The sequence below is a fragment of the Pseudomonas sp. 50_B genome (genome assembly GCF_017491625.1).
Taxonomy (GTDB): Bacteria; Pseudomonadota; Gammaproteobacteria; order Pseudomonadales; family Pseudomonadaceae; genus Aquipseudomonas; species Aquipseudomonas danubii.
This window is the reverse complement of record NZ_JAFGYX010000006.1, coordinates 285,630-306,702: the sequence shown is the minus strand read 5'-3', so window position 1 is coordinate 306,702 and position 21,073 is coordinate 285,630. Positions and strand designations below refer to the sequence as shown.

Genomic DNA, 21,073 nt, shown 5'->3' with positions numbered 1-21,073 from the left:
CGCTTTTGGTTTTTGCCGGCGCAGGCTTGCCAGCAAAGGTGTCCGCCAGACCGCCTTGCTCTCAAGGATTCTGCAAAAACACCACATAGCCCCTGAACCAGGGGCTATCGCGCAGCGCCTGGGGCTCCTGCCAGTCACCGCCCTGGATCAGGCCGACCTTGTAGGGCAGGCCCATGCGGTCCAGGCGCGGCAGGTAGCTGGCGTAGTTGGGGATGCTGCGGCGGCCCTGGTAGGTCTGCACCACCACTTCATCCACGACGCCCTTGAGCTGGCCGATGGCTTGCGGATCGGCGTTGCTGCCCCAGTCCATCAGGCCGGTGATGCTCAGGCGGTAGTGCGCCGGCAGGCGCTGGCGCAGGTCGCGCAGGAAACTCGCGTAGCCTTCGAGGTCGCGGGTGCTGCTGTCGAAATCGATCTGGATGCCCATCACCGGCGTGCCCGTGGCTTGCCAGCGCTGCACCTGGCCAAGCAACTGGCGATACAGCGACTCCGGCCAGGCCAGGGTATGGGCGCGATAGACCACCCAGACCTGTTCCTGGGGCAACTGCGACACCGGCAGGCCCTGGGCGATGAGCTCGACACCGCGTCCGGGATGGCGCCGCGAGCGACTGATCTGCCCCTGGAGGATGTATAGGCTCTTGGCCTGGGCCAGCACGGGCTGGGTCTTGACTCCACTCCACAGCCAGAAGGCGTCGTATTGCGCCGCGTCTACGGTGGCGCCTGCCGGTGCTGCCCAGTACAGGCACAGTGACAGCAGGCAGCCGGCCAGGCGTTTTGGATTCACCAGTAGTAACGCAGCGACTGGCCCCATTGGGTGTCCCCCAACTTGCCCTTGAGCTGGCGGAACCAGGCCTTGCGCACGGCCGGCTCGACGCCGGCGCCGCCACAACGGTTGTTGCCGGAGGAGGCGTAGCAGTAGATGGCCCGGTACAGGGCGTAGGCGCGTTCGTCACGGCTGGCCTTGGGGTTGTTGATCACCACTTGATAGCCGTCGAGTCGCGAGAACGGCTTGCCGGGGAAGGTGCCCTGGGTGCCGCCCAGGGACTGGGCGTTGGGTGGCGTGTCCAGGGGCATCTGGTCGAAGTTGTTCAGGCGCATGAACTCCCCGAGGCAGAGCAGCCCGGCCGGCGCTTTCGGGTCACGCTCAAGGAGCGCGGCAGTCTCCACCAGGCTCGGGCACCGGTAGTCGGGGGTTTGCGCTTCGGGCTGTGCGCCATTCCAGTGGAAATCCTGCAATGGCGTGGTACTGAGGTAGATGTAGCCCAGGCTGGCGGGAAGACTGGCGTCGGGCAGGGTGGGCGGCAGTTGCTCGTAGTCCTGGCCGAAGGCCGCGTACTGGCCGCGGGTCAGGTCCTTGTACAGCAGGATAAAGCGCGCGGCGTTGCGCTCTTCTGCCGAGTCGGCCTTCTGCGCCTGTTGGCGCAGCAATTTGGGCGAGGCCACCTGGCGCAGGAGAATGGCGCGCACCTGGGCGGTCTTGATCGGCGAGTCGGCGGCGAACACCTTGTCCAGTTGGCCGCTGCGCTCGTAGGTGTAGGCCAGGGCCAGTTCCAGCTGTTCGCGTTGCAGCGGTTGCTGGGCCAGGGGCAGCAATTGCAGCCACAGCGCCTCGGCGCCTTTCCAGTCCTGTTGGGCCTGCATTGCCAGGCCACGCAGGGTCTGCTGGCTGAAGCTCAGGTAGTCCAGGTGCGCTGGCAACTGGTTGGGCAGTTGCTTGAGCGCCGTGGCCGGTTGCTGCTCGACATACAGGCTGAAGGCGGCCTGCAGATAATCGAACAGTGCCGGTTGCCCTTCGAACAGGGCTTTTTGCTGTTGCAGGGTGTCGCGGGTCAATGCCGCCGGCGTGGCGCCGCGCATGTGCATCAGGTCCTTGACCGCCAGCAGCAGCGGGGCCTTGAAGTTGTCTTCGGGCAGGCTCAGCAGTTTGTAGTCGACTTCTTCCACCAGGTCGTCCAGACGCATGTTGCGCGGGGTGCCCGGCGCCTGGGTCAGTTGCCGGGCGTAGTCGTCGGCCAGGGCCGGGGTGTCGCCCGTCAGCCAGTGCACACGCCGGATCAGGCCTTTGGCGGACACGGCGTAACGGCCCTGTGGATAAGCCTTCAGGTAGGCCTCGAAACCGGCGCCGGCCTGTTGCAGGACGGCTTTGTCCACATGCTCCAGATTGACCATGCTCCATTCATCGAAGGCGTTCTGCTGGGCCAGGTTGAGGGTGGTGCGCGGGCTCATGTAGGCCGCGGTTTCGGCCAGCCAGGGCTGGGGATTGTCCTTGAGCGCGGCAAAACCGTTGCCGGCTTCGCTGAAGCGGCCGCTGTAGAAGTCGGCGGCGGCCTGCAGGTAGCTGGCGAACGCCTTGGCCGCCGCCGAGTTCAGGTTGCCTGGCAGCAGCTTGCTCATTTCGCTGGCGTTCCAGCTGCAGCTGGCCAGCAGTTGCACCCGGGCTTCGGCCAGGGCCTGGCGTTCTTCCGGGCTCAGTGGCGCCTGGTTGAGCTGCTCGACAAAGGCCAGGGCGCTGGCGTCCGAGTTGCTGCGGCAGCGGCTGCCTTCTCCGGAGAGAAAGCCGTCACCGGCGGTTTCCTTGCTGTCGCGACGCAGGCCCACGGTCTCCAGCAGGCTGTCGAGCTGCTTGGTGGCGGGCGCGGGGCCGGGCTTGGGTGGGTTGCCCGTGTCGGGGTCGAGTTCGGGCTGCGCCGGGTGCAGGCGATAGTGCATGAAGGGCACGGGACCGTAGCCCATGCCCAGGTCATCCTGGGTCAAGGCCCTGGGAGTCAGAGGCAGACTGCCCTGGTCGGCCAGCAGCAGCCGCAGGTTGACCCGGCTGTCGTTGCCCGGGCTGAGAAAGGGCAGGTTGCTGCAGGCGTCCAGCTGGTTGGAGTAGAGCTTCCAGCTCGGTGAGCAGATGTCGTCCGAGCTGGCCTGGGCCAGGGCGGCAAACAAGGTGCCCAGGGCCAGGGTCAATGATGGAAGAAGACCGATACGCATGAATTGTCCTTAATTCGCAAAGCCGCGAGGGAGCACCTTGAAGATGGGCGAATCATACAGAAGGCCTGGAGGCACACCTATGCAGCCAGCGAAGATTCCGATGTTTTGCAACGGCTGTCGGGCCTGTCTGGGCTTTGCGGTTTTCCAGGCAAAAGAAGATGCTGTGCCGGTCATTGCAGCCACGTCATGCGGGTGAGGGGAGCTGGGAATGGAATTTCGCAAAGCGCCGGATCTGGTCGGGCGTTTGTCGCCGCAGGCGATGATGCAGCAGGGCGCTGGGCTGCAGCGGCTGGCCCGGCGGGTGCTGGAATACGGGTTGCTGCCGATCTTTCTGCTGGCCGCCGGCATCCGCTTCTATGACCTGACGGCGGCCGCCATCTGGGGCGACGAGGGTTCCAGTCTGTTGCTCAGCCAGTATTCCCTGATGGAGATCTGGCGGCATGCCGCTCGCGATGTCCACCCGCCGCTGTACTTCATGCTGCTGCATGGCTGGATCGCACTGTTTGGCGACGGCATTTTGTCGGTGCGAATGTTCAGCGCCGTGCCGGGGATTGTCACGGTGGGGTTGGGTGTCTGGCTGGTGGCGCTGCTGGCAGGCCGACGAGCGGCGATTCTCGCCGGGGTGCTCCTGGCGTTGCTGCCCACCGCCGTGCGCTACAGCCAGGAAGTGCGCATGTATGCCCTGTTGGGCATGTTGCTGCTGGGGGCGACCCTGGCCCTGGCGTACTGGGTACGCCAGCCTCGGCGCCGGCGCTACCTGCTGGTCTACAGCCTGTTGTTGGCGCTGGCGTTCTACACCCATTACTTCACGGTGCTCTGTGTTCTGGCCCATTGGCTGTACCTGGGGCTATCGGGCGCCCGGGGCGAGGACGGTCGGCGGTTGCTTGGGCGGCCGGTCTGGTGGCTGGCCAATACCCTGGTGGTGCTGTTGTACCTGCCCTGGGTTCCCGAGCTGCTGGAGCTGCTGCGGCACCTGGACGAGTTGAAGGCCGGCGGCGATGTGGGCTGGGAACCTGCGGTGACCTGGTCGTCCCTGCCGGCCATGGTCTGGCAGCTGTTGCTCCAGGACGAAGGCGATAGCCTGCCCTGGCCGCTGTTCGTGGGGTTGCCGCTACTGGTGTTGCTGGTCTGTCTGGTGCCCGTGTGGCGTGACGACTCGCGGACCCGGCTGGGCGGGCTGCTGACGAGTTTTACCCTGGTGCCGCTGTTGCTGGTGTTTGCGGTGTCGTTCATTTCCCCGGTGTTCATCGAACGCTACCTGACGGCCTATGCCCTGGGCCTGCCGTTGATCGTGGCAATGGTCATCGACCGCTGGCTGCGCACCGCGCGACTGCTGGCCCTGGCCCTGTTGCTGGTCTTCGTGGGGATCGAAGCCCAGGGGCTGCGAAACAACACCGATGTCGACGTCAACGACCAGATCAGCGTGATGGTGGATTACGTCAACACCCACTACGCCCCGGGCGACCGCATCGTCATCAGCGACATGCTCTGGTACTTGAGCTACGTCTACTACAACCGCACCGATGCTCAGCCGTTGCTGTATACGCCGCCGTTGTCGGGGGGCGCCTCCGGCAGGCCGAACGCCTATGGTTTCGGCACCCTGATCGACCAGCCGGATGAGGTCTACCTGGATCAACTGGGCTCGTTGCCAGTGGGCAGCGGCCGGGTCTGGCTGGTGGGTACCGACGATCCGTCCGAGGAGTTCACGCCCTTGCCGGCCGGCTGGCACACAGTCAGCGAGTTCGCTGCAGGCAGCACCCGGGCCCGACTGTTTGTCATGTGCGCCTCTGTGGCAGCGCGTTGCAGCTCGCGCTGAGTGCGTTGAATGCCGTTCGGAAGTTGCGCGGTGCGGCAACCCTGGCCCGACCTAGACTCATTTGAGGGAACGTCAACCTGCCGCCTCGAACCAGTTTCGGGGCACCGAGGTGCATCATGCGTATGGCAAGAACCGTGCAACGCAGCCTGGAGCTGGCGCATTGCGAATTTGACCTGATAACTCACCCTCACTCGGCCAGCAGCCTGGAGACCGCACGCGTGGCGGGGGTTCCCGCGCAGCGGCTGGCCAAGTCGGTGATTCTCGACGATCACCACGGTCACTACCTGATGGCGGTATTGCCCGCCAGCCGGCATCTGGATTTGAGCAAGGTCCGCGGCAGCGGTGAATGGCAGATCACCCGGGAAAGCACCCTGGCCCATCTGTTCAACGACTGCGAGCGCGGTGCGGTGCCGGCTCTTGGCGAATCCTACGGCCTGGATGTCGTCATCGACCCCTGCCTGACCCGGCAGAAAGACATCTATCTGGAGGCCGGCAATCACCACAACCTGGTGCACATGAGCATGGCCCAGTACCTGAAAATGGTGCCCCACGCCCAGGTTTGCGAAGTGTCTCACTGATCAGGAGTCAGACCATGGAATCACCGACCCACAATCTGCCGGCGCTGTTCAAGCAACTGGGGCTGGCCGATGACCCGGTGAGCATTGATCGATTCATCGCTACCCATTCCCCGCTGAAACCGGAGTTGCACCTGGCGGACGCGTTCTTCTGGAGCAAGAGCCAGGCGGATTTCCTGCGCACGGAGCTGCTCGACGATGCCGATTGGGCGGAGGTGGTGGATCAGTTGGATGTGTTGTTGAGGAAGGGGCGAGGGGGCTGATGAGCTGCAGTTGTTGATGTGGACTATTTAGACCAGAATCACGACCTGAATTGAGGTCATGATTATGCAAAGTATTCTGGCTGACAAAGCCGTCAGCGTATCTGAGTTGAAGAAAAACCCTTCTGCCGTCTTGAGTGGTGCCCAGGGCGGGCCAGTGGCGGTGTTGAATCACAACCGTGTCATGGGCTACATGGTTCCGGCCGAGGTTTTCGAAGCGTTGATGGAACGCCTGGATGATCTGGAGTTGGCCGAAATCGTTCGCGCGCGCAGCCATGAGACGCCCGTTCCGGTCAGTCTGGATGACTTATAGGCTTGAGTTTCTGCCTTCGGCACACAAGGAATGGAGCAAGTTGGGGCATACGCTTCGAGAGCAATTCAAGAAAAAGCTCGCCGAACGGCTTGAGGTGCCGCGAATCTCCGCTGATGCCCTGCACGGGCTTGCCGATTGCTACAAAATCAAACTCAAGGCTTCGGGCTACCGGTTGGTATATCAAGTGATCGAAGAACGCGTCGTGGTTTGCGTGGTTGCGGTAGGCAAGCGCGAGCGTGGCGCTGTGTACGAGCAGGCCAGGAAACGCTGAGGTTTGCTGGCAAGCGGTGTTTCTCCATCATCAGGTAATTGTTACAAAACTTGACTGAATTTATTCGGCGATGCCATATTGATAGTTAGCAAACTAACAGTGTGCGAACAGTCTTGTGCCTCATTCCCTTGAATCACTCCACATGAACATCAGCAGTGGCATGGTGGTCGCGTCCCGGCATTGGCGGCGTATCTGCCAGACCACCCTGGTCAACTTTGGCATCTCCGAAGCCTGTGCGGTGCCCCTGTTGATGATCGGGCGCCTGGGCGAGGGCGTGCGTCAGGTCACGGTGGCCCAGGCCGCGGGGATGGAAAGCCCATCCCTGGTGCGTTTGCTGGATCAACTGTGCAGCGCCGGCTACGTGTGCCGCAGTGAAGACCCCAACGATCGCCGGGCCAAATGCCTGAGCCTGACCGACAGCGGCCGCGAGCTGGTGCACGCCGTGGAGAGCGAGTTGGTGCGCCTGCGCCATGAAGTCCTCGAAGGCATCAGTAGCAGCGACCTGGAAGCGGCACTGCGGGTGATTCGCGCCTTCGAGTCCGCCAGCCATGTACCGGCGCTGCCATCTTGAAAGGCTTTTTCACCGGAATGCCCCCCGCGCGGGACTGGTTCTACGGTGTACGCACCTTCGCCGCCTCGATGATCGCCCTGTACATCGCCATGCTGATGCAGATGCCGCGTCCCTATTGGGCCATGGCCACGGTGTACATCGTCTCCAGCCCCTTTGTCGGCCCCACCAGTTCCAAGGCGCTGTATCGGGCGGTCGGCACCTTTCTTGGTGCGGCGGCGGCGGTGCTGCTGGTGCCGATGTTCGTGCAGAGTCCCTATGTGCTGGTGCTGATCATCGCCCTGTGGACCGGGATCTTGCTGTTCCTGTCCATGCACTTGCGCACTGCCAACAACTACGCCCTGATGCTGGCCGGCTACACCTTGCCGTTGATTGCCCTGCCGGTGGTGGACAACCCCCTGGCAGTGTGGGATGTGGCCGAGGCACGAACCGAGGAAATCTTCCTCGGCATCATTTGCGCTGCGGTCATCGGCAGCCTGTTCTGGCCCCGGCGGCTGGCCCCGGTGTTCGTCGATTCCACCAGCCAGTGGTTCGCCGATGCCGCGCGCTACAGCCAGCGCTTCCTGGCCCGCAACGTCCAGCCTGAAGAAATCAGCGCCCTGCGTGCATCGATGGTGGGCACCTTCAACAGCCTGGAGTTGATGATCGGCCAGTTGCCCCACGAAGGCGCCCGGCCGCAGACGGTGCGCAACACCAAGGAACTGCGCGGACGGATGATCCACCTGCTGCCGGTGGTGGATGCCTTGGATGACGCCCTGTACGCCCTGGAACGACGCGCCCCGGAACGGGTGGCGCAATTTGCCCCCTTGCTGGCCAAGGCCCAAGCGTGGCTGCAAGGCACCGCCCTTGATGCCTCGGTGCAACACTGGCAAGCCCTGCGCAGTGAGCTCGAAGCCCTGCAGCCGAGCGCCGAAGCCTTGGATGACCGACGCCAATTGCTGTTCTCCAATGCCCTGTACCGCCTCGGCGAGTGGATCGACTTGTGGCAGGACTGCCGCAGCCTGCAGCACGCCATCCAGTGCGAAAGCCAGGACACCTGGCGCGCGGTCTACCGGCATTGGCGCCTGGGCCGGCTGACGCCCTTTCTCGACCGCGGGCTGATGCTGTATTCGGCGGGCTCTACGGTGCTCGCAATCATCGTCGCCTCGGTGCTGTGGATACTCCTGGGCTGGACCGACGGCGGCAGCGCGGTGATCCTCGCGGCGGTGGCCTGCAGCTTCTTCGCCTCCATGGACGACCCGGCGCCGCAGATCTACCGGTTCTTCTTCTGGACCGCGATGTCGGTGCTGTTCGCCAGCCTCTACCTGTTCCTGATCCTGCCCAACCTGCATGACTTCCCCATGCTGGTGCTGGCCTTTGCCGCGCCCTTTATCTGCGTCGGCACCCTGACGGTACAACCGCGGTTCTACCTGGGCATGCTCCTGACCATCGTCAACACCTCGTCCTTCATCAGCATCCAGGGCGCCTACGACGCGGACTTCCTGAGTTTTGCCAACGCCAACCTGGCCGGGCCCATGGGCCTGCTGTTTGCCTTTGTCTGGACCCTCATCGCCCGGCCGTTCGGCTCGGAGCTGGCGGCCAAGCGCCTGACCCGCTTCAGCTGGCGCGACATCGTCAGCCTCTCCGAGCCGGCAACCCTGGCCGAGCACCGGCACATGGGCGCGCAGATGCTCGACCGGCTGATGCAGCACCTGCCGCGCCTGGCCATGACCGGCCAGGACACCGGCGCCGCCCTGCGGGAGTTGCGCGTGGCGCTCAATGTCCTGGACCTGCAGGCCTACGCGCCACGGGTGCAAGGACAGGCCCAGACCCTGCTGCGCCGGGTGGTGGCGGAGGTCGGCGAATACTTCAAGGCCTGCCTCAAGGCCGGTGAGCGCGTGCCCGCACCCAGTGCCTTGCTGATGACCCTGGATCGCACTCGGCGAGCGCTCAACAGCCAGGGCCTGCAAGGCGACGACGAAACCCGCCTGCACCTGCTGCACGCCCTCAGTGGCCTGCGCCTGGCGCTGCTGCCGGGGGTGGAATTCGTCGCCACCGGCGAGCTTGAACAACCCCTTCCCCATGGCATTGATGGAGCGCCCTTGTGATCGGTGATCTGGATATCAGCGGGGTGTTCCTGCCCACGCTGCTGGTGCTGATGGGCATCACCTATGGCTTGTACCTGTTGGTGCACGGGGTGCTGACGCGCTTGCACTTTTATCGTCTGGTCTGGCACCGGGCGCTGTTCAACGTGGGTCTCTACGCGCTGCTGTTGGGCGCGGTGGACTCTCTGAGTCGATACCTGATGACATGAAAAAACCTTTATTGACCGTTGGCCGTGTGGTCCTGACGTTACTGGTGGTGACCTTCGCGGTCGTGGTGGTCTGGCGCATGGTGATGTACTACATGTTCGCGCCCTGGACCCGGGACGGGCACATCCGCGCCGATATCGTGCAGATCGCCCCGGACGTGTCCGGGTTGATCCAGCAGGTGGAGGTGCGCGACAACCAGCTGGTCAAGCGCGGCCAGGTGCTGTTCAGCATCGACCAGGACCGCTTCAAGCTGGCCCTGCGCCAAGCCAAGGCGGCCCTGGCCGACCGCCAGGAAACCCTGGCCCAGGCCCAGCGCGAGGCCAGGCGCAACCGTGGCCTGGGCAACCTGGTGCCGCGCGAGCAACTGGAAGAGAGCCAGTCCCGCGAGGCCCGTGCCCAGTCGGCCCTGGCCGAGGCCCAGGTGGCGGTGGACAGCGCCCAGCTCAACCTCGACCGCTCGGTGGTGCGCAGCCCGGTGGAGGGCTACGTCAATGACCGCGCGCCACGGACCCAGGAGTTCGTTACCGCTGGCCGGCCGGTGCTGTCGGTGGTGGACAGCAATTCCTTTCATATCGATGGTTACTTCGAAGAAACCAAGCTCGATGGCATTCATGTTGGTCAGGCGGTGGACATCCGTGTGATCGGCGATCGCGCGCGGCTGCGCGGGCATGTGGAAAGTATCGTCGCCGGGATCGAGGACCGTGACCGCAGCAGCGGTTCCAACCTGTTGCCCAACGTCAACCCGGCCTTCAGCTGGGTGCGCCTGGCGCAACGGATTCCGGTGCGGATCGCCTTTGATGACGTGCCGGCGGACTTCCGCATGATCGCCGGGCGCACCGCCACGGTGTCGATCCTCGACGACCAGGCCAAGCGGGAGCCCGGCCAATGAACAGCGGCGCACGTTTGGCCCTGGCCGGACTCGGCCTGCTGCTCACGGCCTGTCAGATGGTCGGGCCGGATTACCGTCTGCCCAAGGACGCGGCGCTGCAACGCCAGGACCTGCAGGGCCAATTGGCCGCCCAGGGCGCCAACGTGGTGTCGGCGCCGGTGCCCGCCGACTGGTGGCGCCTGTACCAGGACCCGCGCCTGGACCAGTTGGTGCAGCAGGCCCTGGCCTCCAACACCGACTTGCGCGTGGCCGCGGCCAACCTGGCTCGGGCCCGGGCTCAGGTGGATGAGGCCCAGGCAGCCGGTGGCTGGAGCGGCGGGGTCAAGGCCGGGGTCGAACGTTTGCAGGAATCCGGCGAGGCCTTCCTGCTGCCGGAAAAAGTGCCGGTGGCCAACGTCGGCAACCTGTCCATCAGCACCTCTTACCAGTTCGACCTGTTCGGTACCCTGCAACGCGGCATCGAAGCGGCCCAGGCCAATGCCGACGCGACCCAGGCTGCGGCTGACACCGCCCGCATCACCCTGGTGGCGGATGTGGTGCGCGCCTACACCCAGGTCTGCGCGGCCAACGAGGAGCGGGAAATCGCCGAGCACTCCCTGCGCCTGCAAGCCCAGAGCACCGAACTGACCCAGCGCCTGCGCGATGCCGGGCGCGGCGACGAAACCCAGGTCACCCGTTCCCAGACCCAGTTCAAATCCCTGCGCGCCGAGTTGCCGCGCTATGAAGCCGCGCGCCAGTCGGGGCTGTTTCGCCTGTCGATGCTGCTGGCCAAACCGCTGGATCAACTGCCCGCTGGCACCGGCACGTGCGCCGAGTTACCGCACATCGCCCAACTGTTGCCGGTGGGCGATGGCGCGGCGCTGCTCAAGCGGCGTCCCGATGTACGGCAGGCCGAGCGTCAACTGGCCGCCGCCACCGCGCGCATCGGGGTGGCCACCGGGGCCCTGTACCCGGACATCAGCATTGGCGCGACGGTCGGCACCGTGGGCATCCTCGACAACCTCGGCAAGCCCTCCACCAACCGCTGGGGCTTCGGCCCGCTGATCAGCTGGAGCGTGCCGGCCAACGGCGCCCGTGAACGCATTCATGAGGCCGAAGCGGCGAGCCAGGGCGCCCTGGCCCATTTCGACGGAGTCGTGCTCAACGCCATTCGTGAAACCCAGACCGGCCTGGCCCAGTACAGCGCCCAGCTGCAACGCCGCGATGCTCTGGCGGATGCCGAGCAGTCGGCGCAACTGGCGGCGGACCAGACTCACCGTTTCTTCCAGGCCGGGCGCGCTTCCTTCCTCGCCGACCTGCAAGCCACCCGCACCTACACCGATATGCGCGCGCAATTGGCAGCGGCCAACACCCAGGTGGCAATGAGTCAGATCGATCTGTTCCTGGCCCTGGGCGGCGGTTGGGAAAGCGGACGAACGCAAGGCTCGCAACCCGCGAAACCCTGAGGCCGTTGCTATGCTTTGATCAGTTGGAACAGTCCCGCGTGCAATGGACTTTCCAGCCGATCAAAGCATGTGATGGTCATGGGGATTCCAATAATGAAAAACCCTTATGCTCCGGGCTTCTGGTGTGCGCTCTGTGCACTGGTGCTGCTGTCTGCCACCTACTTCTACGGCATCATGCTGGCCCACCAGATCGACAAGGCCATGGTGTTCCTCGACAGCGCCAGCGCGCTGATCGCGGTGTTGGCCATCGGTGTGGTGGCCTGGGCCTCGTGGCAAAGTCAGAAAATCAAGAAAAGACAGCTCGAACAGAGCAAGACCCTGGTGATGATCTGGGACACCAAGGTGGCTCTGCGCCGGGTTGAGACCGTATTCGACCGTTACTTCTGGGGCAGCTACTGGCAGCCGGGGCGGACCTTCGCCGAAGTCATGGGCGAACTCACCGGCACCCCGCTGGAAAAGAGCCTGGAAGCTCTGAAAAAGCAGTGCATCCTGCTGGACAAACAGGCCGATGACGGACGCCATTGGCTGAACAATGCCCGGGAGCTGTCGGATGTCGCCACCGCCATGGCGCGGGAGCGATACCAGCTGGATTTCTGTGATCCCCGCGGCGAATCCCGTGGCAACAGCCCGGTGATCGATCGTGACTTCGAAGTACTGGTCTACACCTGGAGCGCCCGTCTCAAGAGCTTCGACCATCAACTCGACGCCCTGGAAGTCCAATACTCCTGAGCTGCAAGCCTCAAGCCTCAAGCCTCAAGCCGCCTGCTGCCTTTAGCTTGCAGCTTGGCGCTTGAGGCTTGGTGCTTTTTAGCTTTTGTTGGGCTCGCGCTAGCCGCCAGTGGTAATCTGCGCCGGTTTTGCGCGGAGTCGAGCCGCAACCCGTCATGGGTTCAGGGAAGACGAGCACACCTTCAAACAACGGATATTGATCGGGTCAGACATGAATAAATCAGCAGGCGTACTGTTAGGAATCGTCGTCGCGGTAGGTGTCATCAGTGCCGGCGGCGCCTGGTACACCGGCACCAAGCTGGAAGGGGTTCTGCAGCAGCAGGTGGTTGAAAGCAACAAGGAGCTGCAAGCGGCGCTGATCGGCTATGACGCCACCGCTACCCTGGAACTGGTGTCCCTGGAGCGTGGCGTGTTCAGCAGCGACGCCCGCTACCGCCTCAAGACCCAGGGCGAGGTGTTCAACGGTGGGCTGGAACTGATGATCGCCGACCACATCGAACACGGCCCGCTGCCTTTCTCGCGCCTGATCCGTCTCAAGTGGCTGCCCGTCATGGCGTCCAGTCATTTCCAACTGGAAAATAATGCCCAGACCGACAAGTGGTTTGCCGCCACCAAGGGTGCTGCACCGTTCAAGGGCGTGGTCAATGTTGGTTATGACCTGTCCGCCGAGGGCACTGTGGATTTCGCCCCGATGGAGCTGGCCCGGGATGAGCTGAACAACCTCAAGTTCTCCGGTCTGAACGCCACCTTCAGCGTCAGCGAAAACCGCCAGAAAGCCAAGGTCGACGGCTACATGGACAGCCTGAGCCTGTTCCTCAGCTCGCCGGATAAAGCACCGCTCAAACTGGAAATCAACGGCCTGACCCTGGCCAGCAACCTGCAAAAGAGCAGCTTCGACTACTACCTGGGGCAGAACACCCTGGAGCTCACCAGCACCAAGGCCACCTTCGGTGACAAGCGGTCGGTGCTGACCCTGAAGAACTTCGAACAGAAGACCTCCAGCGAAGAAACCGGCAGCACGGTAGCGGGCCGCGCGGATTACCGAGTGGGCGAAATCGCCTTCGACGGCAAGACCGTGGGTTCGGCCGAGATGCTCTGGAGCATGAAGAACCTCGACAGCCAGGGCATGCTCGATCTGGTCCAGGTCTATCAGACCGTGCTGCAGCCGTATCAGCAGGCGACCAACGAGGCGACTGCCGAGGGCGAACCGGCACCGGAACTGCAAATGAGCGACGCCGAGCAGGTCAAGGTACGTGCCGCGGTGAACAAGGTCCTGGAAGCCAAACCACAGATCGCCCTGGAAAGCCTGGCATTCAAGACCGCTGGTGGTGAAAGCCGCTTCAGCCTGAGCCTGGACCTGGCCAAGCCGCAGAGCCTGGAACTGCCGCCGGCTGAGCTGGGCAAGCAACTGATCAGCCAGCTGGACGCCAAGCTGTCGCTGTCCAAGCCGATGCTGGCCGACGTCGCCGCCTTGCAGGCCCAGGCCGAAGGCCAGACCGACGCCAAGCAAATCGCCGAGCAAAGCGCCGCCACCGCGGAAATGCTCAGCGCCATGGCCCTGGCCACCCAGTTGGCCAAGCTGGAAGGCAATGCGGTGGTGTCGTCGCTGCACTACGCCAATAACGAAGTGAATTTCAACGGCCAGAAGATGACCGTCGAGCAGTTCGTGGGTTTTGTCATGAGCAAAATGGGCGGTGCTGGCACCCTGCAGTAAGCCCTAAGTGGGGGCGTCTCTGGCGCCCTCCGACCGCGAAGCCCAACGCCCGGCGCTGTTCAACAGCCCGGGCGTTTTGCTGTCCGGAGAGTGGTCGTCATGCAGTGTTTGCGCCTCAGTCCTGAGGAGGTAGGGCAGGCGTCGCTGATGGTTGAGCTGGCGCCAAGAGCGACTCATCTGTACTCGCGGGGAGTGGGATATTCCTGTTCTTGCGGAATCAGACTGTGGGCGCCGTCCAAATCACCTAGCTGAATAAGCCGATGAATCTCGTGAGCCAGGGGGGTGACATCGGTGATGCGCTTGATCCATTGGTTCACATACAACTGCACAGCCTCCTTGCTCAGGCCGATCTGGATCGCGCGGTGTTCCTGGGGCCGCAGGTACAGGTCACGCTCCGGGTCCCATTGAATGCGCACCGGTGACTGGTCTTTCAACTTCAACCACTCTTCTTTGCTCATGGACTCGTCGGCATGACTCAGGCAGCCGTTGGCCAGGGCCCATTCGAAGCCTTCGCGGCTGATGTCGATGGCCAGGATGCGGGCCTGTCCGGCGTCTTTGTAGCCCCAGCCGGCGCGGTACATCATCCATAGGAAAGACGGCTTTATCCAGGTCATGCGCTCCATCTTGAAGGGCGGGGAGACGAAGGTGCCGTGGGCCAGGGCGGCGTCGGCGATGCTGTCGGAGTAGGCCTGGTAGACGCGGATGGTGTCGGAGTCGTAGAGCGCGCGGATCTGGCGCTGGGGGAGTTCTGTTGCGGGTTTATGCATGGCATTTCCTTATGAAAAGCGGGCGGCCGGGAAGCCGCCCGGGGGTGGATAGAGTACGGATTGTTGACAACAGTGTCGTTGACTGCGACTGGCATGAGCACCGAGTCGACTGTATTTCCAGGTGTTTACCCAGACCGCTTTTGGCGAACGGTCGGCTAGCCTGTATGTACATTTGTAAATACTGAATTACTCATGTACTTTGAATGGGACGAGGCCAAGAACCACGCCAACCTGCTCAAGCACGGCATCGATTTCAACGATGCCGTGCTGATGTTCCAGCGTCCGGTGCTGTCCTTGCGCGATGAGCGCCTGGACTACGGCGAGGAGCGCTGGGTCAGCCTCGGTTGGATCAGGACCCTGGTGGGCGTGGTGGTCCATACCGAGCGGCGGGGTCATGCGGTGCGCATTATCTCGGCGCGAAAAGCCACTAAACGGGAGGCTAAATATTATGTCCAACGGATCGAAAACTGACGGATCGAAAACGGATTGGGATCGCCTGGCGAAAGCCGATGACCAGAGCATCGATACGTCAGATATTCCCGAGCTGGATGACGATTTCTTTCGCCGCGCCGAGGTGCACCTGCCGGGCAAGAAGGCCGTGACCATTCGCCTGGACGCCGATGTGCTGGAGTGGTTCAAGGGCCAGGGCGCGGGTTATCAGACGCGGATCAACCAACTGCTGCGTCAGTACATGCAGGCCCATCGAGGCTGAGGGCCTGCCGCGTCATGTCGGGCGCAGTGTCTGGCCGGCCGCGAACTGTGCTCGCGATCGCGGTCGGACTCTGAAATATCCATTTACAACTACCCCTGTCCTCAAGCTCAATCTCCCCGCGCCGTGCACGAAGGAGCGCGCTCTTTTGTGCAGGCTATAGTCCTCTGGCCTCCTGATCTCATCTGCAAAAGGTGCTTTCGTATGTCTCGCTTTGCCTCACGCAATACTTGGCTGGCCGCTGGTGCCGTGCTGCTGTGCCTGCAGTTTCCCGTGCAGGCCCAGGAGCGTTTTACCCTGAACATCCCTGGGGTCTCGGATGACCGGCTGTTTACCACCGGCAATGCCAGTGATGCCAAGGGCTGTGGCGGGCACAACAACTCCCCGGCCCTGAACTGGACCGCAGGCCCCACCGGCACCTTGAGCTACGCCATCGTCATGCACGACCCGGACGGCGCCAAGGGCCAGGGTGTGGATCACTGGGTGCATTACGGCATCAAGTCCAGCACTCGGCAGATTCCCGCCGGAGCGGGCACCAAGCCGACTCTGGAAGGTGTGGGCGGCCTCAACAGCCGCAACGGTACTTCCTACATGGGCCCATGCCCGCCGGTGGGTGACAGCGCGCACCACTACATCATCCAGATCTACGCCCTGGATCTGGCGCCGGATGCCCTGCCTGCCGGGCTGACCCGGGCTCAGTTGCTGGAGAAGATCAACGGCCACGTGTTGCGCAATAGCAGTGTGGTGCGCCGCTACTCTCGCTGAGTGAATTTTTTTCCGTGGCTTAACCCGAATGGCTCAGGGGCTTCGTCTGAAGGGGGGAATGGATCATTTCTTCCCGAGGTCAGCCCCCATGTCCCTTCCCGTGCATTTCCTTCGTCCGGTCGCCCAGGGTTTCGCCGCCGGTCTGTTGCTGGCGGTTGCCGGCTGTGGTGTGTCGTCCAAGCCCGAATCCGCCGCCGGGTCGTCAACCCAGGGAGCATTGCAGGCTGCGCCTGAAGCGCAGTACGAGGCGCAACACGCCGATGCCGCCATGACCAAGCGCGTGGCGCATCCCATGAGGTTGTCGGCACCGATGCCGGCGCCCATCGCCGCCCGTGATTCGATCATGGCCGGTTACCGCGACGAGGCCCGTGAGCAGTACCAGAAGTTGCCGGACAACCCGATCCACAGCGTTGCCCAAGCACCGGTCTCGACCTTCAGCGCCGACGTCGACACCGGCGCCTATGCCAATGTCCGCCGCTTGCTCAACCAGGGCAGCCTGCCGCCGGAAGGCGCGGTGCGCCTGGAGGAGCTGGTCAACTATTTCCCCTACGATTACGCCCTGCCCAGCGATGGCTCGCCCTTCGGCGTGACCACCGAGCTGGCGCCCTCGCCGTGGAACGCGCACACCCGTTTGCTGCGCATCGGCATCAAGGCATCGGATCGCGCGGTGGCGGAGTTGGCCCCGGCCAATCTGGTGTTTTTGGTGGACGTCTCCGGTTCCATGGACCGCCGCGAAGGCCTGCCCCTGGTGCAAAGCACCCTCAAGCTGCTGGTGGATCAACTGCGGGATCAGGACCGGGTGTCGCTGGTGGTCTACGCCGGCGAATCGCGAGTGGTGCTGGAGCCCACCTCCGGACGCGACAAGGCGAAGATTCGCAGCGCCATCGACCAGCTCAGCGCCGGCGGTTCCACGGCTGGCGCCTCGGGCATCCAGCTGGCCTACCAGATGGCCCAGCAGGGTTTTATCCACAAGGGCATCAACCGCATCCTGTTGGCCACCGACGGTGACTTCAACGTCGGCATCAGCGACTTCGACAGCCTCAAGGCCATGGCCGCCGAGAAGCGCAAGAGCGGTGTCTCCCTGACCACCCTGGGTTTCGGTGTGGATAACTACAACGAGCACCTGATGGAGCAACTGGCCGATGCCGGTGACGGCAACTACGCCTACATCGATAACCTGCGCGAAGCGCGCAAGGTACTGGTGGACCAGCTCAGTTCGACCCTGGCGGTGGTGGCCAAGGACGTGAAGCTGCAAGTGGAGTTCAACCCGGCCCAAGTCAGCGAATACCGTCTGCTGGGTTATGAGAACCGTGCCCTCAAGCGTGAAGACTTCAGCAACGACAAAGTGGACGCAGGGGAAATCGGCGCTGGGCATACGGTGACCGCGTTGTATGAAATCGTCCCGGCGGGCGAGAAGGGCTGGCTGGAGCCCCTGCGTTATGCACAGGCCAAGGCGCCGCAGCAGGGTGGCAAGAATGGTGAACTGGCGATGCTGCGGGTGCGCTACAAGGCGCCGGAAGGTGGCAGTAGCCGTTTGATCGAACGGCCGATCAGCGCGCAGCAGCCGGCTAAACTGACTGAGGCCAGCCCCGACCTGCGCTTCGCCGCTGCGGTGGCGGCGTTCTCCCAGCAGCTCAAGGACGGCCGCTACACCGGCAACTTCAGCCTGACCGACACCGCCAAGCTGGCCCGGGGCGCCAAGGGCGAAGATCCTTACGGACTGCGCGGCGAGTTCGTACAACTGGTAGAGCTGGCGCAAAGCCTGCAAACTCAGGCGCCGAAAACCCAGGCGGGAGATGCGCCCCAGGCCGAGGCGCAGCCCGTGGACATGAGCCAGGTGCAGAGCCGCCTTGAATAGCCACATCACGAGCAGTGAACAGGAGTTCATCCGCCCCATGTCTGCTCCTCAAATGTCCACCGATGCCAGCAGCGATGAAGCGCTGCTGGCGCGTTATCGCGCCGGAGATCCGACGGCTTTCGAGGTGCTGTACCAGCGCCACCGCCAGGGCCTGTATGGCTTTGTGCTGGGCCTGTGCGGCAAGGCCGAGCTGGCGGAAGAGGTCTACCAGGACACCTGGCTCAGCCTGATCCGCAGCGCCAGCCAACCCCAGGGTCGGGCCAGCTTTCGTACCTGGCTGTATCAGATCGCGCGCAACCGCCTGATCGACCACTGGCGCAAGCACGGCCAGCGCAACCCGCTGCACGACAGCTACGACGAACAACTGCACGGCGAAACCGACCAGGCTCCCGGCCCCGAACAGCAACTGAGCCTGTGCCGCGACCAGCAGCGTATCGAAGCCGCCTTGCAGGACTTGCCCGAAGACCAGCGCGAAGTGTTCCTGCTGCGGGCCCACGGCGACCTGGAACTGCCAGAGATCGCCAGCCTGACCCAGGCGCCCCTGGAAACGGTGAAAAGCCGTTTCCGTTATGCGCTGAAAAAATTGCGTCGGCTCCTGGCCGAGGAGGTACTCACATGACTGACGCCCGACAGACCCCGTCCCCTGAAGAGCAGATGCTGGCGCACATCCGCCAACACAGCGCCCAGGAGCCACCGGCCCATCTGGATGCCCTGATCCTGGCCACTGCGCGCCGCGAAGCCCCTGCGCCCAAGCCGAGTCTTTGGCAGCGCTGGATGCGCGCCTGCCAGCGGCCGCGCTATCAACTGGCCTTTGCCAGCCTGTTTGGCGTGGCCCTGGTCATTGGCTTGCTGCGGCCTTCCCCGGAGCACTATCCACAAGAGCAGGCCTTTGTTCCCGCGCCCGCGCCCGCTCCAACCCCAGCGGCGCCCATGGCGCGTCAGGCGGCGCCACGCTCCGCCGAGCTGGCCGGGGCTTTGAGTGTCCCTGAGCCCATGACTGCGGCAGCCCCTGTGGGCAGTTTTGCCGCGGCGCCAGAGCTCGAAGCGCTGAGTGACGCAGCGCCACCAGCGATGGCCAAGCCCAGGGCTGAGTCGAGCAAGTTGGCCCAACGCATGTCGGCCCCGGCCGAGCCGCGGACCCTCAAGCGGTTGGATAAGCAGCTTCAGGCGGTCTTGCGCCTGTGGGAAGGCGGCCAGAGTCGCGAGGCGGCCGAGCTGCTGCTGCAGCTGCATGAACAGTATCCACAGGAGGATCTGGACGCGCGCCTGCAAGCCTTGCGTCGTCAATAAGGTGCGGGGGTTGGCTGTCGCCAGGGAAAGCGCGCACTATCTGCGCAGTTTCCAGAAAGTGAGAGGCCGGTCATGGCACCCCGCATCGACCGTATAGCGGCAATGTTGAACTGCCCGATCAAGGGCGCGGATATCCGTCAGGCCATCAAGGAGAGTCGCAAGGACTTTGGCCTGGAAGAGGCTGAAGAGGGCGCCGATCCCGAGGCGCAGGACGAAGCCGAACAAGCGCAGCAGGACGCCGAAGCCGCCGAGGATGAATAATCCCGGCGGCCGTCGGGTTCAGCTGTAGGGCAAGGCGGGCAGGTCGATGAACTCGGCGCAGGCACCGTCCGCGCTCATGCGCCGGGCCCGTTCCGGCAGCAGCCGGGCGTGATTTTCCACCTGCCAGCGATACCAGCTCAAACGCTGCACGATGCGCCGCCGGCAGGGCTCCGGCAGCTGTGCCAGCAGATCGACGCTCTCGGGCGCCCAGCGGGTCCGGGTCGAGTAGTAGCCGAACAGGTTTTCCCGCAGGCCGAAGCAATCCTCGATGGTTTCCCCAACGCTGTAGACGTAAAGCTCGAAGGCGCTGCTCAGTTGCTGTGCGCCATCGGCGTGGTCCCGCAGATAAGCGAAGATCCCTGGCCAGTTGATGCAGTACAGGTGCTCGTCCCAATCGCCATCCCGGGTCAGGTACTGGCCCTGGCCGCGAAAGAACTGGGGCATTTCCTGACGTTCCAGGGCCACTTCAAAGTTGCTTTTCATCGCGCATTCCTTCGACGTCGGTGATGTTCACGGACAGCGCCACGCATTCGATCACGCAGTCAAAACCGATTTCCAGGTGCAGGTGATAACCGGGGTTGAGGCGGGTGAGCTGGGTACGCAGGCGCCCGTCGAAGCGCGTACCGCTGACCGCCAGTTCGCTAATGCCCTGGACCTGAAGCAGCAAGCGGCAGTGGGTTGGGGCCTGGCTTACCGGCCAGGTGCAAGGCACGGACAGCCGTCCCAGATCGCCATACAGCTGCAGGCTCAGTTGCTCGCCTTGAAACACCGGGCCCGGGGTATTGAAGTCATAGGGCGTGGCCGCCTCATTGAAGACCGCTCTCCAGGTTTCGCTGTTGTCGATGTTGAACAGCCAGTCGCGGGTGCCCCGATCCCGCTGCGCAATCGCCCTGCATGCCTGCAGAGAAGGCAAGCGGGCGCGGATCAGGTCCTCGTGCCACCGCTCCCGGGCCGCGATCAGCAGGCGCTGGAAGAAGTCCCGGCTGTCGTCGAGCACCGCCGGCCAAGTGCTGGGCCATTGCGCGTATTCGTCGTCATCTTCAGCAGGCTCCCAGATGTTGTCGAAGTCATAGTCCGGATCGTCCAGTGCGGCTTGCAGAACCTCCACCAGCCGTTGCCGATGACGGAAGTTCTGCTGGGGGTAGTCGCGCCGCAACGCGTAATGACGGATCAGGTATTCGCGGTCCTGGGAATCATTGGGGTTGTAGCGGCTCAGTTCGGCATCCCGCTCCGGGGGCATGTCATAGCCCATGAAACAGCTGACCCAGTCACGAATGTCTGGCTCGAAGGGATGGTTGAGCAGGGGATGGCGCAGCATCGGGACCTCCTGTCCGGGGGGGCTGGGAATGTAGCAAGTCGCGCTCCACCGGGACAGCCTCCAGTCGCGAGCCGTCGTCCTGGATCAGGGAGTGAATGAGGCTGCTGCCGGCAACGCCGGCTTTCGGAAACAAAAAAGCCCCAGGTCATCAGACCTGGGGCTTTCTCGTTGAAGCTGGTGCACCCGGCGGGATTCGAACCCACGACCCCTGCCTTCGGAGTCCTAAAAGTCGACGTTTAGAATCAATACGTTAGC

Annotated in this window: 24 protein-coding genes; 19 read left to right on the top strand and 5 right to left on the bottom strand. The window is 63.7% G+C overall.

Features of this window, described 5'->3' with window-relative positions:
• Window positions 1–61: 61 nt before the first annotated feature.
• The gene (locus tag J5M73_RS11540) at window positions 62–811 is read right to left on the bottom strand and encodes a DUF3142 domain-containing protein (protein WP_115581329.1); all 750 of its coding nucleotides are present in this window, start codon (window positions 809–811) and stop codon (window positions 62–64) included.
• Complete coding sequence (locus tag J5M73_RS11535; RefSeq protein ID WP_207815697.1) at window positions 781–2,979, bottom strand: outer membrane assembly lipoprotein YfiO; 2,199 nt, start codon at window positions 2,977–2,979, stop codon at window positions 781–783. Before J5M73_RS11535 ends, J5M73_RS11540 begins: the two co-directional genes overlap by 31 nt.
• A gap of 259 nt (window positions 2,980–3,238) precedes the next feature.
• On the opposite strand from J5M73_RS11535, the gene J5M73_RS11530 reads away from it, so the two are divergent.
• The 12 genes from J5M73_RS11530 to J5M73_RS11475 all read left to right on the top strand — a co-directional run bounded on the left by J5M73_RS11530 (window position 3,239) and on the right by J5M73_RS11475 (window position 13,850).
• Window positions 3,239–4,795, top strand: a complete 1,557-nt coding sequence (locus J5M73_RS11530) for a glycosyltransferase family 39 protein (protein ID WP_242553935.1) — start codon at window positions 3,239–3,241, stop codon at window positions 4,793–4,795.
• A gap of 116 nt (window positions 4,796–4,911) precedes the next feature.
• The gene (locus J5M73_RS11525; RefSeq protein ID WP_102862557.1) at window positions 4,912–5,373 is read left to right on the top strand and encodes a YbaK/EbsC family protein; all 462 of its coding nucleotides are present in this window, start codon (window positions 4,912–4,914) and stop codon (window positions 5,371–5,373) included.
• A gap of 14 nt (window positions 5,374–5,387) precedes the next feature.
• Window positions 5,388–5,633: a DUF2789 domain-containing protein gene (locus J5M73_RS11520; RefSeq protein WP_102862558.1), complete on the top strand. Its 246-nt coding sequence runs from the start codon at window positions 5,388–5,390 to the stop codon at window positions 5,631–5,633.
• A gap of 64 nt (window positions 5,634–5,697) precedes the next feature.
• On the top strand, window positions 5,698–5,943 hold the full coding sequence (locus J5M73_RS11515; protein ID WP_060841856.1) for a type II toxin-antitoxin system Phd/YefM family antitoxin: 246 nt from the start codon (window positions 5,698–5,700) through the stop codon (window positions 5,941–5,943).
• Entirely contained in the window at window positions 5,933–6,214 is a 282-nt protein-coding gene (locus tag J5M73_RS11510) for a type II toxin-antitoxin system RelE/ParE family toxin (RefSeq protein ID WP_207815696.1), read from the top strand. Before J5M73_RS11515 ends, J5M73_RS11510 begins: the two co-directional genes overlap by 11 nt.
• A gap of 142 nt (window positions 6,215–6,356) precedes the next feature.
• On the top strand, window positions 6,357–6,785 hold the full coding sequence (locus J5M73_RS11505) for a MarR family transcriptional regulator (protein ID WP_102862560.1): 429 nt from the start codon (window positions 6,357–6,359) through the stop codon (window positions 6,783–6,785).
• Window positions 6,782–8,869, top strand: coding sequence for an FUSC family protein (locus tag J5M73_RS11500; protein ID WP_207815695.1), 2,088 nt, complete (start codon window positions 6,782–6,784; stop codon window positions 8,867–8,869). Before J5M73_RS11505 ends, J5M73_RS11500 begins: the two co-directional genes overlap by 4 nt.
• Window positions 8,866–9,075, top strand: coding sequence for a DUF1656 domain-containing protein (locus J5M73_RS11495; protein WP_011058538.1), 210 nt, complete (start codon window positions 8,866–8,868; stop codon window positions 9,073–9,075). The genes J5M73_RS11500 and J5M73_RS11495 overlap by 4 nt, the downstream gene beginning before the upstream one ends.
• Entirely contained in the window at window positions 9,072–9,962 is an 891-nt protein-coding gene (locus J5M73_RS11490; RefSeq protein ID WP_207815694.1) for an HlyD family secretion protein, read from the top strand. The genes J5M73_RS11495 and J5M73_RS11490 overlap by 4 nt, the downstream gene beginning before the upstream one ends.
• Window positions 9,959–11,407, top strand: coding sequence for an efflux transporter outer membrane subunit (locus J5M73_RS11485; protein ID WP_207815692.1), 1,449 nt, complete (start codon window positions 9,959–9,961; stop codon window positions 11,405–11,407). The genes J5M73_RS11490 and J5M73_RS11485 overlap by 4 nt, the downstream gene beginning before the upstream one ends.
• Before the next feature lie 93 nt (window positions 11,408–11,500).
• Window positions 11,501–12,136, top strand: a complete 636-nt coding sequence (locus J5M73_RS11480; protein WP_102862564.1) for an NADH:ubiquinone oxidoreductase subunit N — start codon at window positions 11,501–11,503, stop codon at window positions 12,134–12,136.
• Window positions 12,137–12,347: 211 nt separating this feature from the next.
• Window positions 12,348–13,850, top strand: coding sequence for a YdgA family protein (locus J5M73_RS11475; RefSeq protein WP_102862565.1), 1,503 nt, complete (start codon window positions 12,348–12,350; stop codon window positions 13,848–13,850).
• A 173-nt stretch (window positions 13,851–14,023) separates the two neighbouring features.
• On the opposite strand, the gene J5M73_RS11470 is transcribed toward J5M73_RS11475, so the two are convergent.
• The gene (locus J5M73_RS11470) at window positions 14,024–14,617 is read right to left on the bottom strand and encodes a DUF4291 domain-containing protein (RefSeq protein WP_207815690.1); all 594 of its coding nucleotides are present in this window, start codon (window positions 14,615–14,617) and stop codon (window positions 14,024–14,026) included.
• A gap of 192 nt (window positions 14,618–14,809) precedes the next feature.
• Between J5M73_RS11470 and J5M73_RS11465 the strand changes: the two genes are divergently transcribed.
• The 7 genes from J5M73_RS11465 (at window position 14,810) to J5M73_RS11435 (ending at window position 19,500) form a co-directional block, all read left to right on the top strand.
• Window positions 14,810–15,088, top strand: coding sequence for a BrnT family toxin (locus tag J5M73_RS11465; RefSeq protein WP_102882683.1), 279 nt, complete (start codon window positions 14,810–14,812; stop codon window positions 15,086–15,088).
• Entirely contained in the window at window positions 15,066–15,329 is a 264-nt protein-coding gene (locus J5M73_RS11460; protein WP_102862568.1) for a BrnA antitoxin family protein, read from the top strand. The genes J5M73_RS11465 and J5M73_RS11460 overlap by 23 nt, the downstream gene beginning before the upstream one ends.
• Window positions 15,330–15,530: 201 nt before the next feature.
• Window positions 15,531–16,091 carry a YbhB/YbcL family Raf kinase inhibitor-like protein gene (locus J5M73_RS11455; protein ID WP_102862569.1) on the top strand — a complete coding sequence of 187 codons (561 nt, stop codon included), beginning with the start codon at window positions 15,531–15,533 and terminating at the stop codon, window positions 16,089–16,091.
• 88 nt (window positions 16,092–16,179) lie between these two features.
• On the top strand, window positions 16,180–17,949 hold the full coding sequence (locus J5M73_RS11450; RefSeq protein ID WP_102862570.1) for a VWA domain-containing protein: 1,770 nt from the start codon (window positions 16,180–16,182) through the stop codon (window positions 17,947–17,949).
• A 37-nt stretch (window positions 17,950–17,986) separates the two neighbouring features.
• Window positions 17,987–18,568: an RNA polymerase sigma factor gene (locus tag J5M73_RS11445; RefSeq protein WP_060836949.1), complete on the top strand. Its 582-nt coding sequence runs from the start codon at window positions 17,987–17,989 to the stop codon at window positions 18,566–18,568.
• A complete protein-coding gene (locus tag J5M73_RS11440) occupies window positions 18,565–19,239 on the top strand; it encodes a hypothetical protein (protein WP_102862571.1) in 675 nt (224 codons plus the stop codon). The genes J5M73_RS11445 and J5M73_RS11440 overlap by 4 nt, the downstream gene beginning before the upstream one ends.
• A gap of 72 nt (window positions 19,240–19,311) precedes the next feature.
• Window positions 19,312–19,500: a hypothetical protein gene (locus J5M73_RS11435; protein ID WP_102862572.1), complete on the top strand. Its 189-nt coding sequence runs from the start codon at window positions 19,312–19,314 to the stop codon at window positions 19,498–19,500.
• Window positions 19,501–19,518: 18 nt separating this feature from the next.
• Here the strand turns inward: J5M73_RS11435 and J5M73_RS11430 are convergent, their stop codons facing one another.
• Both J5M73_RS11430 and J5M73_RS11425 read right to left on the bottom strand, forming a co-directional pair.
• On the bottom strand, window positions 19,519–19,983 hold the full coding sequence (locus J5M73_RS11430; protein ID WP_102862573.1) for a hypothetical protein: 465 nt from the start codon (window positions 19,981–19,983) through the stop codon (window positions 19,519–19,521).
• The gene (locus J5M73_RS11425) at window positions 19,967–20,818 is read right to left on the bottom strand and encodes a hypothetical protein (protein ID WP_207815688.1); all 852 of its coding nucleotides are present in this window, start codon (window positions 20,816–20,818) and stop codon (window positions 19,967–19,969) included. The genes J5M73_RS11430 and J5M73_RS11425 overlap by 17 nt, the downstream gene beginning before the upstream one ends.
• Window positions 20,819–21,073: the final 255 nt, after the last annotated feature.

Excerpts from the sequence above, each read along its gene's own strand:
- J5M73_RS11480 (WP_102862564.1), top strand. The coding sequence starts at position 11,501 with ATGAAAAACCCTTATGCTCCGGGCTTCTGGTGTGCGCTCTGTGCACTG.
- J5M73_RS11475 (WP_102862565.1), top strand. The coding sequence starts at position 12,348 with ATGAATAAATCAGCAGGCGTACTGTTAGGAATCGTCGTCGCGGTAGGT.
- J5M73_RS11525 (WP_102862557.1), top strand. The coding sequence starts at position 4,912 with ATGCGTATGGCAAGAACCGTGCAACGCAGCCTGGAGCTGGCGCATTGC.
- J5M73_RS11425 (WP_207815688.1), bottom strand. The coding sequence starts at position 20,818 with ATGCTGCGCCATCCCCTGCTCAACCATCCCTTCGAGCCAGACATTCGT.
- J5M73_RS11455 (WP_102862569.1), top strand. The coding sequence starts at position 15,531 with ATGTCTCGCTTTGCCTCACGCAATACTTGGCTGGCCGCTGGTGCCGTG.
- J5M73_RS11535 (WP_207815697.1), bottom strand. The coding sequence starts at position 2,979 with ATGCGTATCGGTCTTCTTCCATCATTGACCCTGGCCCTGGGCACCTTG.
- J5M73_RS11460 (WP_102862568.1), top strand. The coding sequence starts at position 15,066 with ATGTCCAACGGATCGAAAACTGACGGATCGAAAACGGATTGGGATCGC.
- J5M73_RS11485 (WP_207815692.1), top strand. The coding sequence starts at position 9,959 with ATGAACAGCGGCGCACGTTTGGCCCTGGCCGGACTCGGCCTGCTGCTC.
- J5M73_RS11505 (WP_102862560.1), top strand. The coding sequence starts at position 6,357 with ATGAACATCAGCAGTGGCATGGTGGTCGCGTCCCGGCATTGGCGGCGT.
- J5M73_RS11465 (WP_102882683.1), top strand. The coding sequence starts at position 14,810 with ATGTACTTTGAATGGGACGAGGCCAAGAACCACGCCAACCTGCTCAAG.
- J5M73_RS11515 (WP_060841856.1), top strand. The coding sequence starts at position 5,698 with ATGCAAAGTATTCTGGCTGACAAAGCCGTCAGCGTATCTGAGTTGAAG.
- J5M73_RS11450 (WP_102862570.1), top strand. The coding sequence starts at position 16,180 with ATGTCCCTTCCCGTGCATTTCCTTCGTCCGGTCGCCCAGGGTTTCGCC.
- J5M73_RS11435 (WP_102862572.1), top strand. The coding sequence starts at position 19,312 with ATGGCACCCCGCATCGACCGTATAGCGGCAATGTTGAACTGCCCGATC.
- J5M73_RS11440 (WP_102862571.1), top strand. The coding sequence starts at position 18,565 with ATGACTGACGCCCGACAGACCCCGTCCCCTGAAGAGCAGATGCTGGCG.
- J5M73_RS11530 (WP_242553935.1), top strand. The coding sequence starts at position 3,239 with ATGATGCAGCAGGGCGCTGGGCTGCAGCGGCTGGCCCGGCGGGTGCTG.
- J5M73_RS11540 (WP_115581329.1), bottom strand. The coding sequence starts at position 811 with ATGGGGCCAGTCGCTGCGTTACTACTGGTGAATCCAAAACGCCTGGCC.
- J5M73_RS11490 (WP_207815694.1), top strand. The coding sequence starts at position 9,072 with ATGAAAAAACCTTTATTGACCGTTGGCCGTGTGGTCCTGACGTTACTG.
- J5M73_RS11520 (WP_102862558.1), top strand. The coding sequence starts at position 5,388 with ATGGAATCACCGACCCACAATCTGCCGGCGCTGTTCAAGCAACTGGGG.
- J5M73_RS11510 (WP_207815696.1), top strand. The coding sequence starts at position 5,933 with ATGACTTATAGGCTTGAGTTTCTGCCTTCGGCACACAAGGAATGGAGC.
- J5M73_RS11470 (WP_207815690.1), bottom strand. The coding sequence starts at position 14,617 with ATGCATAAACCCGCAACAGAACTCCCCCAGCGCCAGATCCGCGCGCTC.
- J5M73_RS11445 (WP_060836949.1), top strand. The coding sequence starts at position 17,987 with ATGTCTGCTCCTCAAATGTCCACCGATGCCAGCAGCGATGAAGCGCTG.
- J5M73_RS11430 (WP_102862573.1), bottom strand. The coding sequence starts at position 19,983 with ATGAAAAGCAACTTTGAAGTGGCCCTGGAACGTCAGGAAATGCCCCAG.